Below are 15279 nucleotides of genomic sequence, written 5' to 3' on the forward strand. Positions count from 1 at the left end.
CGCGCTTATGTCACGTGATAGACGTCGATCACAACCACGCCCCCGCGCGGCGCGATCGAGCATACAAACAACGCCTCGGACAGCCAGCGATGCGGCCCATGCGGCGCATCGAACACCGGCGCGGCGCGCATGTAATACTCATCCGGCGCCACCGCATCTCCGGCCCGCAGCCGCGCACGCACCGCATCGGAGGACACCCGCAGCCCCTTGTTCACCACATAGATCAAAGTGCCATCCTCGGCCTCGATACTATAGTGCGCCTCGATGCGGCTGGTGCCGTCCGGCTCGATCACCGGCCAGTCGGACCCGCCCGCCAACACCTGCCCCGTAAGGCGGGGGCCATGGACACGCCCGCCGGTGATCGGGATATGCAGCCGCTCGCCGTGGGGCGCGGCGCCCGCCGAACGCGGCGTGTCGATCTCGGCCTCGATGGTAAAGACCGGCTCGAGCGCGGGGCGCACGGGCGCGCTCATAGCGCCGCCAGCCATGCGCACATGGCGCGCAATTTGGCCTGCGACGCGTCGCAATATTCCATCGCCCGCAAATAGCCATGGATCAACCCCGCGCCCTCGTCGATCTCGACCGCGACCCCTGCGGCGCGCAGCTTCTCGCCATAGACCAGACCGCTGTCGCGCAGCGGATCATATTGCGCCACGGCAATAAACGCGGACGCAAGGCCGCTGTGATCGGCCGCGACATAGGGCGCAACGCGCGGGTCAGTCGCAAGCAGATGCTCGTTTTCGGCCCCGCCCACGAGCATACGGTTCACCATCGGCATGCCCTTGGTTTGCAACAACGGCGCCTCGGCGTTCTCGATCATCGACGGGCGCGTGAGATCGAATTCGGTGCAAGGGTAGACCAGAAGCTGCCCCAAAAACCCGAAATCCTTCATCGCCAGCGCTGCCGCCGCCGCCAGATTGCCCCCCGCGCTATCCCCGCCGATGGCGATGCGGGCCGGATCAATCCCCAGCTGCGCGGCATTCTCGCGGCACCAAAGCGCCACATCACACATCTGGTTGAAGGCGGCCGGAAACACATGCTCGGGGCAGAGCGCATAATCGACGCTGACCACCGTTTGTTTGTTCCACGAGGCGATGCGCGCGGTGATATCCGCATGGGTTTCGGGCGATCCTTGCATGAAGGCGCCGCCATGGGCGTAGATCAGACAATCCTGCGCGCCGGTATTTGCACCCGCATCCGCGCCCGTATACCGAAACACCCGCACACGCAGCCGCCCTGCTTCGCTCTCGATCCAATGCTGCGCGCTTTGGTCCACATCTTGCGGCGCAGGCAGCGCCATATTGGTCGCGACACTCTCGAAATGCGCGCGCCGGTCCTGCGCGCTGGCGCCCTGCTTGAGCGTCGCCCATTGGGCCGACCATTCGGCCATGAAATCATTGATCTGCGGGTTGAGCATCTTTTACCTCTTGAGGACATCGCCAAGGATCATCGCCACCGCGCGATCACGCAGCCGCTTTTGCCCCTCGCGGGTGTAAACGGATGCGCCGAACAGCGCCGAAAACGTCGGCTTGTTCGACACGTTGAAAAACGACAAGGCCGAGATTTGCCAGTGCAATTCGGTCGCATCCACATCGGCGCGAAAATCACCTGAGGCCGTGCCCCGCGCGATCAGATCGGACAGACGCGAAATCGCCCCTTCGTTCAGATCGCGGATCAGCTTGGAGTGGCGCAGGTAATCGGCGTGGTGGATGTTCTCGATCATCACCATGCGAATGAAATCGGGATTTTTGCGGTGATGATCAAAGGTGAAAGCGACCAGAGCTTCCAATGCCGCGCGCGGCTCCAGCGCATCCAGATCGAGCTTGCGCTCGCCGTCGCGGACCTTGGCATAGGCCGCTTCGAGCGCCCGCGCGTAAAGCCCTTCCTTATCGCCGAAGTAGTAATAGATCATCCGCTTCGAGGTCGCGGTCTTGGCCGAAATGTCGTCAATTTTGGCCCCCGACAACCCGCTGCGCGCAAACTCCGCCACCGCCGAATTCAAGATATCGCGCCGCACGCGGTCGGGATCCTGCCGCCACAGGCCTTTGGTTTTTGCATTTTCTTTCAATGGTCTAACCACGTATTTTCGCCTTGGTTCCTGTCTGGGTAGCATGATTGCTTTTAAACGAGAAGTTAAAAGTGGTTGACGAATTTAACCGTCCGTTACATTTTGACGCAGGTTCGGGCGACTCGCTCGGATCAAGGGAGGATTGCACCACATGGCCACGGGCCCCGATCAAAACTGCGCCCCGATTGCGCCCGAAACCCGCCTGCGCCAAGTGCGCGTCGGCTTGGCCGGACGGGGCATCCAGTTGTCGCGCACACCGGCCATGCATATCGCCGAAGGGCGCGCGCATGGGCTGGACTACCGCTATGATCTGCTCGACCCCGACGCGATGGAGGGCGCGCCCAGCCTGCGCCAGATCATCGAGACCGCCGAGGCCGAAGGCTTTGCGGGTCTCAACGTCACCTTCCCCTTCAAACGCGAGGTGATCGCGCTGCTCGATGATCTGTCGTCTGCCGCGCAAAAGGTCGGCGCGGTCAATACCGTTGTCTTTGCCAATGGCAAACGGCGCGGGCACAACACCGATTTTTGGGGCTTTGCCGAAAGCCTGCGCCGAGGCCTGCCCGATGCGCCGCGCGCTTGCGCGCTGCTCTTGGGGGCGGGCGGTGCAGGCGGCGCGGTGGCCCATGCCTTGCGCGATGTCGGCGTGGCCGATCTGATGATTTTCGATCAATCCGCCGAGGCCGCAGGGAATTTGGCCGATGCGGTTGGCGGGCGCGCGGTCAGCGATCTTGAAGCGGCGGCGCGCATGGCCGACGGCATCGTCAACGCCACCCCCATGGGCATGGCCAAATTGCCCGGAACCGCGATCGACACGGCGCTGCTCGCACCGCGCCATTGGGTCGCCGATATCGTCTATTTCCCGCGCGAAACCGCGCTTTTGGCCCATGCGCGCGCCAAAGGATGCCGCGTTCTGGACGGCTCGGGCATGGCGGTGTTCCAAGCGGTGCGCGCTTTTGAGCTTTTTACCGGTCTGCAGCCTGACGCCGCACGTATGCGCGCCACTTTCGAGACCCTCAACGAGACGAATTGAACGAAAAACTGAACAAGACGAGACGCTTAAGGGAGGACTACCATGCGTTTGACCACCACACTTTCCGCATTGGCCATCATGGCCGCGGGGGCCGTATCGGCCGCAGATGTCGTCGACATCACCTATTCGGACACCGTGCCGGAGAATGATCCGCGCTCTGAAATCTTGAAAACCGCATTTGGCGAATGCCTCGGCGAAGGTTTCAATTTCAAAGCCTACCACGGCGCCACCTTGTTCAAACAGGGCACCGAATTGACCGCCATGCAGCGCGGCAACCTCGACATGGGCAACCTTGCGATCTTTGATTTCTATAATCAGGTGCCCTCGACATCGGTTCTGGGCACGCCTTTCTTGTTCCGCGACTACGAACACATGCGCGCGGTCTACTCGTCGGATGTTCTGGCCGATCTGGAAGCCGAAATCGAAGCGCAAGCCGGCGTCAAAATCCTCGCCTACCCCTACATTGGCGCGCGCCATTTGGGCTATAAGGGCGACAAGCAGATCATGACCCCTGCCGATCTCGAAGGCGTCAAGCTGCGTATGCCGGGCGGTGAAGGCTGGCAGTTTGTCGGCTCTGCCATGGGCGCGACCCCTGTTCCCGTCGCCTTCACCGAAGTTTACACCGCGCTGCAAACCGGTGCCATCGACGGGCAAGACAACGGCTTCCCCGCGACCTATTCGATGAAGTTCCACGAAGTGATGGATTACATCGGCACGACCTCGCATCTGATCGCGGCGAATGAATTCACCATGTCTTTGGACAAATGGAATTCTCTCGACGCGGCGCAGCAAGCCAAAGTGCAAGAATGTGCCGACAACTTCGAAGCGGCGCTCGATGCCTCGACGCTGCAGCTTGAAAAAGACCTGCGGACCAAAATCGAGGAAAGCGGTGTGAAAGTCTACATGCCCGACAACGCGGCCTTCCAAGAGCACGTGCTGGGCGTTTATCGCGACAGCAAATATTCGGAGCAATGGCCCGAAGGCTTGGTCGAAGCGATCCAAGCGGTCAAATAAGCCGCAAGCATAAGACCCAAAGCAGGCGAGGCCCCCTCGCCTGCCTTGGGCCAATTTATTCTTTTGCCTGATGTCTTGCGACCTGAAAGGGTGACACGGATGCATAAACTCAACCAGATCCGGATCGTGCTGGGCAAGGGCGCGGAGATGATTGTCGCCGCGCTTTTGTTCTCGATGTTCGTCACCTTCCTGTTGCAGATCTATTTTCGCTTTTTCACCGACCTGCCCGTGGGTTGGACGGTGGAGTGGGTGACCATCGCATGGCTTTGGGGCATCCTTTTCGGCTTTGCTTTTGTGGTGCGCGAAAGCGATATCATCCGCCTTGATGTGCTCTATTCCGCCCTGCCGCGCGGCGCACGGCGGGTGATGGATGTCATCACCGGCCTGACCTTGGCGGGGGTGTTTTTATACACGCTTCCGGCCTGCTGGGACTACATAGATTTCATGATGCGCGAGCGCACGGCCTATATGCGGCTGCCGTTCTTTTGGGTGTTTCTCATCTATATTCCCTTCGCGCTCTCCGTCGTCGTGCGCGGATTGATCACCGCCTATGCCGGCCTCACCGGCACGGGACGTTTGCACGACACCGCCCAGAACGCAGAGAGCTTTGACCATGATTGATCCCTTTACCCTCAGCCTGATCATCATCGTCGCCCTGTCGCTTTTCGGCGCCTCGGTGGGGCTGGCCATGATCGCGGGCAGCTTTGTCTATCTGATCGTCGCGGGGCCGGACAGCTCGATTGCCGCCGAAACCATGCTGCAGGGCCTGTTCAACAATTACACGTTGCTGGCCATTCCGCTGTTCATTCTGGCCGCCGATATCATGAACATCGGCTCGCTCGCCGACCGGCTCTTGCGCTTTGCGCAGGCCTTGGTCGGGCGGTTCCGCGGCGGTTTGGGTCACGTCAATGTAGTCTCGTCCCTGATCTTTTCGGGCATGTCGGGATCGGCCGTCGCCGATGCGGTTGGCATGGGGAAAATCATCATCAACCTGATGACCCGCGACGGCAAATATACCAAAAGCTACGCCGCCGCGATCACCGCCGCCACCGCGACCGTCGGCCCGATCATTCCGCCCTCGATCCCGATGGTGCTCTATGCCATCGTGTCGGACCAATCGGTGGGCTTTCTCTTTGCCGCTGGCATGTTGCCCGGATTGCTCATGGCGCTGTCCATGGCAATCATGAACTATATCATTGCGCGCAAACGCGATTTCCCCGTCGATGACGTGGTGCCGGTCCGCGACTTGCCCCGTATCACATGGAAAGCCCTGCCCGCGCTGATGTTGCCGGTGATCTTGCTGGGCGGGATTTACTCGGGCGTCATGACCCCGACCGAAGCCGCCGCCGTGGCCGCGCTTTATGCGCTGCTGATTTCGGTGATCTTCTACCGCTCGGTCAGCCTCAAGGACTTCTACGAGGCGCTGCTCGGCTCGGCCCGCTCGACCGCCTCGGTCGGCGTGCTGGTCGCAGGGGCGATCACCTTCAACTATGTCATCGCCCGCGAACAGCTTCCGGTCACTATCTCCGACATGCTTGGCCAATACGACTTCACCAAGGTGCAGTTCCTGATCGTCGTCAACATTCTGTTCTTGGTGCTTGGCATGGTGCTCGAAGGCGGGGCGATCTTGTTGATCATCGTGCCGATCCTGATCCCTTCGGTGCAGGCCATGGGCATTGATCTGGTCCATTTCGGGGTGATCGTCGTGGTCAATGCGATGCTGGGTCTGATCACGCCGCCCTATGGGTTGTTGCTCTTTATCACCGCCAATATCACCGACGAGCCGATCGGGCGGATCATCCGCGACATCTGGCCCTTTATTGCGGCCCTGCTGGTGGCGCTGATGATCATCACCTTCGTGCCCGATTTCGTCCTCTTCCTCCCGCGCCTTCTGGGCTATCAAGGATAGCACCAAAAGACCCTCCCGCGCGGAGCCCCGCTTGCCGGTCCCCACCGGCAGGCGGGATTTTTTGTCAAGGATGATCGGGGCCGTGCGTGCATAGACGCATGCGGCGCCAAGGTCATATTTCCAATCCACCCTGATCGCAAAGCAATGCTAACCCTCTAACCCCATCCTAAGGTATGGGAAGTATGGGTGGCACGGCCCTATACTCGTCAGTCACGGCGCCAGAGCGGGAGACTGGCCCAAAGGGGGGATAGATGACACAGGAGAACCATGGGCCGACAGCCCCGATTGCAAACCCCGTTTTGGGCGCGCAGGCCGGATTGCGCCCGCCTCGCAAACGGCCCGGCGTGGTCGGACGCCCCACGCTTTGCGCAAGGCTCGCGCAAGCCGTCGCGACAGCGCGCATTTCAATCGTCAGCGCCCCGTCGGGATACGGCAAAACCACGCTTCTGGCGGAAACCTATCGCTATTTCGACCACAGCGACGTGCCCCATATCTGGCTCAGCGGCACCCATTCCGACAGCGACCCCGCGTGGATCGACGGCATCCTTGCGCGGCAATTGTCCGATCATCTGGGCAGACCCCACAAAGCCGATAGCGGTTTCGCGCATCTGGCGCATGAGGTGTCGCAAACCCAACCCGTCGCCGTGTTGATCGACAACTGGGATTTCATCGAGACGCCGGAAATGAACCGCTATTTCGACCGGCTGCTGCAAGCCACCGAAGGGGTCGCAAATTTCGTGATTTCCTCGCGCAGCACGCCTCGCTTTGCGATCGAAGCCTACCGGCTTGCAGGGGAGCTTAAGGAATTCGGGCTTCAGGATCTGCGTCTGGACGACGCCAGTTGCTGGGAAATCCTGCAAAGCGGTGAGGCCGCCATCGACCCCTCGCCCCATACGGTCAAGCTGCTCGGGCGCACCGAAGGCTGGCCTGCGGGGGTGCAGTTGCTGCGCCTCGCGCTGGAGCGAAACCCCCACGCCTCGGAACTGGAATTTTCAGGCTCGCGCGAGGATGTGTCCAACTACCTTCAAGAAACGCTCTTTTCGGGCCTCGATGCCGAAACAAAAGCCTTTTTGTGCCATATCGCCTATCTGGATGAAATGAGCCCCGAGTTGATCGATGCCATCTTGCCCGGACAAAACGCGGCGCAAAGTTTTGCCCGTATCCGGCGCGAAAACATCTTGCTCAACGAGATCAACGAGGGCAGCAGCAACTACCGCTTTCACACGCTGTTTCGTGATTTCCTGCTGGCGCGTGCGGGGCAATATGCCGCCCATTCCGAGGCCGAGATCAGCGCCCGCGCCTCGCGGTTCTATGCGCTGCGAAACGATGAGGTGCACTCGATCTGGTATGCGATCCGCGCCGGTGATGTGGCCCAATCCATCACCCAGATCGAACAATATGCCGAAGCGCGATTGGTCGCCGAGGGGCGGATCAAGATGTTCACCGAATGGGTGAGGTTGCTGCTCGACCAGAAGGCGGAATTACCGCCGCCGGTCGAATACTGGTATCGCTGGTGCCTTGTTTTCACCGGCCGCTGGGAAGTGGCGGCCGAATTGAAACACGCCGGATCGGAGCAACGCGACTGTATCATTGATGCCGTCATCGGCGCCTTCAGCGATGATCAGGAGCGGCTCAAATCCGCGGTTCAAAGGTGGAGTGCAAACCGGATGGACGCCGATCCATTCAGCCACGCGGTCATGTTCTGCGCCGGAGCCATCACCGAAATGTCTGCGGGCAATTATCGGGCCGCATGGAGCGAGATCAACAAAGCCAGCCTCGTTGTGCGCCAGACCGAAGGGGGTTTTGGGCGCACATGGGTCAATGTCCTGTCGGTTCTGGTCGACACCGGCGGCGGGCGCATAAACGACGCCCTCGCCACCGCCAATAAAGCGATTGAAGAGGCCGAGCATTCCTTGCTGCCCACAGCGCCAGCCGCGCGTATGGCACGTTTGGCCTCGGCCATCGTGCATTACCATCGCGGCGACGACGCGGGCGCGATCGAGGCGCTCGGCTATGCCAATACCGAAAGCGACGACCATACCTTGCCCATTCTCACCGTGATGGCCAGCGCCGTGGCCCGCGAATTGGGAGTATTTTGGCAAAAGCGCCCCTTTGAGGAGCGCCCGCCCTCGGCGGCGATTGATCTGGTGTCCGAGGCGCTTTCGATTGAATCCATGCTGCGCACCCAATGGGACGCAGAGCGGTTTATCTTGCGTATGGAAGGGTTTGAGGCCAAATACTCGGCCGCCTATCACGTCTCGCCCTCCATCGAGCAATACGGTTGGAATTTGCCGGATTTGCGCGAGGTGCTGGGCATCCGCCATGCGCTTGCAACGGGCGATTTGCACAAGGCCAATGCGCTCATATCGCCCGCCATCAACCGCAGCCAGCGCACGGGGCGCGGGACCACCGAAATGCGCCTCGCGCTGTTGCGCGTCATCGTGCTTTACCGTCAGGACAAATATGGCGCGGCCCTGCGCAGCCTGATCCAACAGGCCGAACGGGCGGCCAATGACGGGCTCTACCGCCCCTTTGTCGAACTGCGCCATATGCTACAGCCGCTGGTCGGCGATCTGATCGAAGCGGGGCGGCGCTCGCCCATCGGGCGCGATCCGGCGGGATGGGCGCGGCTGTGTGATCTGCTCGGCGCGCCTGCGGACCCCGCCAAGACCACAGAGACCAAGGTCAATGCGTTGTCGGGACTAGAGCGCAGCCTGCAAGTCACCGCACGCGAAAGCGAAATCCTCTCGTTTCTTGATCTGGGGCTGAGCAATGCCGAAATCGGCCAAAGGCTTGGCATCTCCTTGCCCACGGTCAAATGGCATCTTGCGAACCTCTATTCCAAACTCAACGTGAAGAACCGCGCAAGCGCCGTGCGCTTTGCCCGCGACAACGGGCTGACCTGACCCAATCCTTTGGAACGATGCCGCGGCGGTCACCCCCAAGATGAGCCCAAGTCCGTAGATTTTGCGCAAGGTGGACCCCGTGATGTCACCCTGCCCAACCGCAAACGCCGGCCCTCGCAGGCCGGCGGTCTTGATCACTGTGCTGGAAGGTCGCGCCCGTCCGGCCCCGACCGCGACACTAATTCACCGCGCGGGTGCGCCCCTCCCAATAGGGTTTGCGCAGCTCGGTCTTGAGCACCTTACCCGCGCCGGAAATCGGCAGGGCCTCGATCATCGAAACGCTGCGCGGCACTTTGTAACCGGCGATCTTTTCGCGGCAATGGGCGACGAGGTCTTCGGCCTCCAGCGTGCAATCGGGCGCCAGCACCACAAAGGCATGCACCGCCTCGCCCCATTCGTCGGACGGTATGCCAATCACCGCACAGGCGGCCACCGCCGGATGGCTGGCGACCGCATTTTCGACCTCTAGGGAATAGACGTTTTCGCCCCCCGAGATGATCATATCCTTCGAGCGATCCACGATGAAAACATATCCCGCCTCATCCATATAGCCCATATCACCCGTCCACAGCCAACCGTCCTTGATGGCCTTTGCCGTGGCCTCGGGCTGTTTCCAATAGCCCTGCATCACATTGTCACCCGCCACGGCGATCTCGCCGATCTCGCCGCGCGCGGCCTCGGTGCCATCGCCGTTCAAGATACAGACGCGATTATGCACAAAACTGCCGCCCGCAGAGCGCATGCGCGCATCGATACGCGTGGCTTTGTCATGGTCCGCGGCGCGCAGCATCGTATTGGTCGCCGCGCTTTCGGTCATGCCATAGACCTGCATCACCGACACGCCCGCAAGCGCCTCCAGAATGCGGTCCACCAAGGCCTGCGGCGCGGGCGAGGCACCGTAAAGCAGGCTGCGCACGCTGCTCTTGTCGGCATCCATGAATCCGGCGTTGCCAAGGCTCATCTGCAACATCACCGGCACCATCAAAAGATCGGTAATCTTGTGGGTTTCGATCAATTGCCCGACAACCGCAGGATCAAAGGCAGGCAACATCACATGGGTCCCGCCGCGCAAAAGCGTGCAGATCGTCGTCATCAGATCAGCCAGATGGAACATCGGCGCGGCATGCAGCGCGACGGCATCGGGGCCATATGCCCCTTCGGCCAAAATGCCCAACCCCGAGGTCATGATATTGCGGTGCGAGAGCATCACACCCTTGGACCGCCCCGTCGTGCCGCCCGTATAGAACAGCCCGTAAGTGTCGTCGTCGCCCGCATGCACATCCGCCACCGGATCATGCGCCGCAATCAGATCCTCCAACCCGACACAGCCCTCGGGCAGATCACCATCGCCGATGAAAACCACATGCGCCAGACCCGCGCATTGCGCGCGCAATTGCGCCGCCATCGGCGCGAACATGTCATCGACGAACAGCACCTTGCAATCGCTGTCGTTCAAACAATAGGCGACCTCCTCGGCGCTCCACCGGAAATTGACCGGATTGACCAAAGCCCCGATCCACGGCACCGCAAGATAGTATTCCAGATACCGATCCGAGTTCAGCGCCAGCGCGCCCACCACCTGCCCCGGCTCGACACCGAGCGCGCGCAATCCGCCCGCGATCCGCGCAACGCGCTCGGCCAGCGTCGCGAAACTGTGGTTGCGATCACCGCAAATCGTGGCCGTGGCCTCGGGGCGGATTTGCACGGCGCGGTGCAAGCCTTGGGTAAAGCTGCTGCCGACCATCGATCGGCCTTGGGCATCATCATGTTTCATTCGGGTTTCCTCCTCCTACGCGCGTCCGGCGCGCTCAATATGGATCAGCTTGCAAAGGCAAGCGGGTAGATCAGATACAGGCCAAAGCCCGCGAGCCCGCCATGGGCCAGCGCCACCACCAGCGGGATTTTTTCGGCAAATAATGTGCGCAGCAAAACACGACCGCCGAGCATCGCAAAGGTGATTACGATCACCCCCCACCACGGGCCTTCGGGCGCCGCTCCGCGCAGATGCGCCACATACAATAGCGCAAGGCCCAAAAGCCCCGCCAATCCGTGCCCCGAGCCGAGCAAGCTTGGATAACGCACCCGCACCGCGACCAGAAATGTCATCAACAATCCGCCGCATGCCCCCGCCGCAAGCAACAAAAAGGCCATTTGAATCAGTGTCATACTCTCTCTCCCATTTCTTATTTGCCTTTAAAATCGGCCCCGCGCTTGTCCAAGAACGCGGCCACGCCTTCGGCGAAATCCTCCGTCCGGCTGGCCTTGCGAAAGGCCAGACGCTCCATCTCCAGATGCACGTCAAGCGGGCGGGTTTCGGCCCCGTCGATCAACTGCCGCCATGCCGCGAAGGCCGCCGTGGGCCGCGCCGCCATCTCGGCGGCCAAAGCCTGCGCTTCGGACTGCAGCGCCTCTTGCGCCACGATGCGATCGACCAATCCGGCGCGCTGCGCCTCCTCGGCGTCCCAGACCTGTGACAACAGCATGAGCCGCGTGGCATTGTGTCGCCCGATCCGGCGCGGCAAATACCATGTGCCGCCGCAATCCATCGCCGCACCGATCCGGTCATAGGCCATCAAGAACCGCGTGCCCTGCGCCGCAATCACCAGATCACAGCCCGCCGCCAAGCTCAGCCCCGCCCCCGCCACGGCCCCGTGGACGGCGGCGATTTTGGGCGCGGGCAATGCCGCAAGCGTGGTGATTGCAGGGTGCAGCGCATCAAGCAATTCATCGACCACAGCCGCCGCTTGGCCAATGTCATCGGCAAAACGTTTCAGATCGCCCCCCGCCACAAAGGCCCGCCCCTCGCCGCGCAAGATCACGGCGCGCGGCGGTTTTGCCGCGATCTGCGCGACCGCCGCGCCAAAGGCGCGCGCCATGGGCACATCAATGGCATTCATCGCCTCGGGGCGGTTCAAAACGAGGGTGGCAATCTCGCCGCCCTCGCTCCAGTCAACGAATGCGCTGCTCATGCCGCGCGCCCGTAGTAGCGCACATCACCGCGCGCATTGGCAAAGGCCGCAGGAAGCGTAAACCTTGCGCCCGCGCTGCGCGCCAGATCGGCGCAGCGGGCGGCAAATTCGGCGCTGCCGATTTGCTCGATCGCGGCCATCGGCCCGCCCAGATAGGCCGGAAAGGCCCATCCCAAACAAGCGGCCAGATCCGCCTCGGCGGCATCCTCGATCACCCCGTCATCCCAGCAGCGCGCCGCCTCGACCAGCTGTGCGTAAAGCAGGCGCTCGCGCGCGGCGTCCAAGGTGATCGGCGCATCGGCTTTGGCAAATTGCGCAAGATAATCGCGGTCGATCCGTTTGGACCCGTCAGCGCCGTATTGATAGATACCTTGGCCCGCCTTACGCCCCGCGCGCCCGTCTTGGTCCAGTTGGTCCAGAACCAGATGGCTGCGCGCGCGGTCCGCACCGATCTCGCCGCTCTCGCGGGTCTCGAAGAAATGCGAAATATGGTGCACCGTGTCATTGCCGACCTCATCGCCAAGGCAAAGCGGCCCGACCGGCATGCCCAAGGCTTCGCCCGCCTTTTCGATCACCGCCGGATCACAGCCATCCATCAGCAAATGCATCCCTTCGCGCAGATAGGCGTCGACACAGCGGGTGGTGAAAAACCCGTATCCGTCATTAACGATCACCGGCGTTTTGCGCGTCTGTGCCAGATAATCCATCGCCCGCGCCAAACACGCCTCGCTGGTCGCCGAGCCGGAAATCACCTCGACCAAGGCCATTTTCGGCACCGGAGAGAAATAATGCAGCCCGATGAAATTTTGCGGCCGCGCGCTGGCTTTGGCCAATTCGTCAATCGGCAAAGCGGAGGTGTTGGTCGCGAAAATCGCGCCCTCTTCCAAGACGGCCTCGACCTCGCGGATGGCTTGATGTTTGACCTCGGTGTTCTCCAAGATCGCCTCGATCACCATCTCACAGCCTTTGAAGGCCGTGACATCCGCGCCGACATGAAGATGCGACAGGATTTTGTCGCGCTTGACCGCGCTCATGCGGCCGCGCGCGATCTGTTTGTCGAGACCCGCCGCGATGCGCGCGCGCGACGCCTTGGCGATATCCTCGCTGCGATCAACCATCACCACATCGATGCCCGCCGCGGCAGTGACCTCTGCGATACCCGCACCCATGATGCCGGTCCCCAGCACACCGATCCGTCTCATTGCGGATTTTGCGGGGGCGGCCGGACGGCGTTTGAGCCGGTCTGCCGCCTGTTTGGTGATGAACATCGTGCGCACGATGTTGAGCGCCGCAGGGCTGCGCAACAGCTGGACAAAATATTTTTGCTCCATCTTCTGCGCCTGATCAAAGGGCAACATCGAGCCGTCATGCAAGCACCGCAAAATCGCCAAAGCTGCGGTAGTGTTGCCCTTGGTGGCCACATGGCTGAGCGTGCTGGCCGCCGTCAGAGCGACCGCATTTTGCGGCGCATAGGCATTGCCGCCGGGGATTTGGAAACCTTTGTCATCCCACGCGGCCTGTGCGGTGACGCGGCCCTCGGCCAAGGCGCGCAGCGCGGTGTCGAGCACCTGTTCTTGCGGGACGGCCTCATGGGCCAATCCGATTTCGACGGCCTTTTCGCCCGACATCGGCTTGCCTTGCATCAAGATCGGCAAAGCCGCTTGCAACCCGACGAGCCGCATCACGCGCTGTGTACCTCCCGCGCCAGGCAAAAGGCCAAGCCCGACCTCGGGCAATCCGTATTTTGCACCCTGCGTCACGACGCGGTAATGGCAACCGAGCGCCAGTTCTAGCCCCCCGCCAAGCGCCAGCCCGTTGACCGCCGCCACCACAGGCTTGCCGCAGGTTTCGATGCTGCGAAACGTATCGCCCAATTTGGAAACTTCGGCCAAAAGGCTGGCCGCTGTGCGCGCCGGATCGGCCCATGCCTCAACCATATTGAGGTCGGCGCCCGCCATAAATCCGTTGTCCTTGCCCGAGGTGATCACGATGCCGGTGACGGCATCATCGGTCGCGGCGTCAGTGGCCGCTTCGGCAATCGCCTCGATCATCCCCGGAGCAAAGACATTCATCGAGCGCTGCGCAACATCGATGAACAAAATGGCAATGGCTTCGCGATTTTCGCGGCGGATCATGTTGTTATAGGTTTTCTCGGTCATATCTCACACCCGCTCGATAATGGTGGCAATGCCCATGCCCGCGCCAATGCACAGGGTTGCAAGGGCGGTTTTCTGGCCTGTGCGCTCCAGCTCGTCCAAGGCAGTGCCAAGGATCATCGCGCCGGTCGCGCCCAAAGGATGGCCCATCGCAATGGCGCCGCCGTTGACGTTGACACATGCGCTGTCCAGATCGAGCGCCTCGGTAAAACGCAACGCGACGGCCGCAAAAGCTTCGTTGATTTCAAACAGATCGATGTCGGATTTCGACATGCCCGCGCGGCGCAGGGCCTTTTCGGAGGCGGCCGCAGGTGCGGTCAGCATGATCGTCGGCTCCGAGCCGATTTCGGCAAATCCGCGAATGCGCGCGCGCGGTTTCAACCCTGCCGCTTTGCCCGCCTCGGCGGACCCGAGCAGCATGGCGCAGGCCCCGTCGACAATGGCCGAAGAATTGCCCGGATGGTGGAAATGCCCCATGGCGTCCACCTCGGGGTAGCGCATCAGGCCCATGGCGTCATAGCCCATCGCGGCGCCCATTTTGGCAAACGAAGGGTTCAATGCGGATAGGGTTTCGACGCTGGTCTGCGGGCGGATATTCTCGTCGCGCTCAAGCAACACCTCGCCCAAGACATCACGGACAAGCGCGATAGAGCCGTCGAAATATCCCGCCTCCCACGCCGCATGGGCGCGCGCGTGCGAACGGGCGGCAAACCCGTCCAGATCGGCGCGGCTATAGCCGTATTTGCTGGCAATCAGATCGGCGGAAACGCCTTGCGGGATGAAATGCGACGCATAGGCGATAGCCGGATCGGTGGTCCAAGCCCCGCCGTCGGACAGGATCGGCACGCGGCTCATGCTCTCGACGCCGCCCGCGATGACGAAATCCGCGCCGCCCGCCGCGATTTTACCCGCCGCCGTATTGACCGCCTCAAGCCCCGAGCCGCAAAACCGGTTGAGCTGCACCCCTGCGGTGGTCTCGGCGTAGCCCGCATTGATCGCTGCAAGGCGCGGCAGCACCTGACCTTGTTCGCCCACGGGGCTGACGATGCCCATCACGATATCGTCGACCAAACCCGTATCAAGGCCACTGCGATCACGGATCGCCTCCAAAACCGTGGTGGCCAGATGCACCGGCGTCGCCTCGTGCAAGCCGCCGTCGGGTTTGCCACGGCCGCGCGGCGTGCGGACATGATCATAGATATATACGTCGCTCATTGAATTCTCCTG

The 15279-nt window shown here is 61.8% G+C and carries 13 protein-coding genes; 5 read left to right on the forward strand and 8 right to left on the reverse strand.

The features are described 5' to 3' along the window. Nucleotides 1–5 precede the first annotated feature (5 nt). From ABWV64_RS04480 to ABWV64_RS04490, 3 genes are read right to left on the reverse strand one after another with little or no spacing between them, the layout of a single operon-like run. Nucleotides 6–473, reverse strand: a complete 468-nt coding sequence (locus tag ABWV64_RS04480; protein WP_353343072.1) for a DUF3237 domain-containing protein — start codon at nt 471–473, stop codon at nt 6–8. Then, nucleotides 470–1417 (reverse strand): alpha/beta hydrolase, encoded by a 948-nt coding sequence (locus ABWV64_RS04485; RefSeq protein WP_353343073.1) that lies wholly within the window; start codon nt 1415–1417, stop codon nt 470–472. Before ABWV64_RS04485 ends, ABWV64_RS04480 begins: the two co-directional genes overlap by 4 nt. Before the next feature lie 3 nt (nt 1418–1420). Beyond that, entirely contained in the window at nt 1421–2068 is a 648-nt protein-coding gene (locus tag ABWV64_RS04490) for a TetR/AcrR family transcriptional regulator (RefSeq protein ID WP_353343074.1), read from the reverse strand. A gap of 151 nt (nt 2069–2219) precedes the next feature. Between ABWV64_RS04490 and ABWV64_RS04495 the strand changes: the two genes are divergently transcribed. The 5 genes from ABWV64_RS04495 (at nt 2220) to ABWV64_RS04515 (ending at nt 8927) form a co-directional block, all read left to right on the forward strand. After that, complete coding sequence (locus ABWV64_RS04495) at nt 2220–3098, forward strand: shikimate dehydrogenase (protein ID WP_353343075.1); 879 nt, start codon at nt 2220–2222, stop codon at nt 3096–3098. 42 nt (nt 3099–3140) lie between these two features. Beyond that, a complete protein-coding gene (gene dctP / locus ABWV64_RS04500) occupies nt 3141–4112 on the forward strand; it encodes a TRAP transporter substrate-binding protein DctP (protein WP_353343076.1) in 972 nt (323 codons plus the stop codon). 99 nt (nt 4113–4211) lie between these two features. Beyond that, on the forward strand, nt 4212–4733 hold the full coding sequence (locus tag ABWV64_RS04505; RefSeq protein ID WP_353343077.1) for a TRAP transporter small permease: 522 nt from the start codon (nt 4212–4214) through the stop codon (nt 4731–4733). Next, nucleotides 4726–6021 carry a TRAP transporter large permease gene (locus ABWV64_RS04510; RefSeq protein WP_353343078.1) on the forward strand — a complete coding sequence of 432 codons (1296 nt, stop codon included), beginning with the start codon at nt 4726–4728 and terminating at the stop codon, nt 6019–6021. Before ABWV64_RS04505 ends, ABWV64_RS04510 begins: the two co-directional genes overlap by 8 nt. A gap of 251 nt (nt 6022–6272) precedes the next feature. Beyond that, nucleotides 6273–8927 (forward strand): helix-turn-helix transcriptional regulator, encoded by a 2655-nt coding sequence (locus ABWV64_RS04515; RefSeq protein ID WP_353343079.1) that lies wholly within the window; start codon nt 6273–6275, stop codon nt 8925–8927. 178 nt (nt 8928–9105) lie between these two features. On the opposite strand, the gene ABWV64_RS04520 is transcribed toward ABWV64_RS04515, so the two are convergent. The 5 genes from ABWV64_RS04520 to ABWV64_RS04540 are packed head-to-tail and all read right to left on the reverse strand — an operon-like array spanning nt 9106 to nt 15267. Then, entirely contained in the window at nt 9106–10701 is a 1596-nt protein-coding gene (locus ABWV64_RS04520; protein WP_353343080.1) for a long-chain-fatty-acid--CoA ligase, read from the reverse strand. Nucleotides 10702–10745: 44 nt separating this feature from the next. Then, nucleotides 10746–11093: a hypothetical protein gene (locus tag ABWV64_RS04525; RefSeq protein WP_353343081.1), complete on the reverse strand. Its 348-nt coding sequence runs from the start codon at nt 11091–11093 to the stop codon at nt 10746–10748. A 17-nt stretch (nt 11094–11110) separates the two neighbouring features. After that, nucleotides 11111–11896, reverse strand: coding sequence for an enoyl-CoA hydratase/isomerase family protein (locus tag ABWV64_RS04530; protein WP_353343082.1), 786 nt, complete (start codon nt 11894–11896; stop codon nt 11111–11113). Continuing rightward, nucleotides 11893–14055, reverse strand: coding sequence for a 3-hydroxyacyl-CoA dehydrogenase NAD-binding domain-containing protein (locus tag ABWV64_RS04535; protein ID WP_353343083.1), 2163 nt, complete (start codon nt 14053–14055; stop codon nt 11893–11895). Before ABWV64_RS04535 ends, ABWV64_RS04530 begins: the two co-directional genes overlap by 4 nt. A 3-nt stretch (nt 14056–14058) precedes the next feature. Beyond that, nucleotides 14059–15267 carry an acetyl-CoA C-acetyltransferase gene (locus tag ABWV64_RS04540; protein WP_353343084.1) on the reverse strand — a complete coding sequence of 403 codons (1209 nt, stop codon included), beginning with the start codon at nt 15265–15267 and terminating at the stop codon, nt 14059–14061. Nucleotides 15268–15279: the final 12 nt, after the last annotated feature.

It is taken from the genome of Litorivita sp. NS0012-18, assembly GCF_040371945.1.
GTDB lineage: Bacteria > Pseudomonadota > Alphaproteobacteria > Rhodobacterales > Rhodobacteraceae > Litorivita.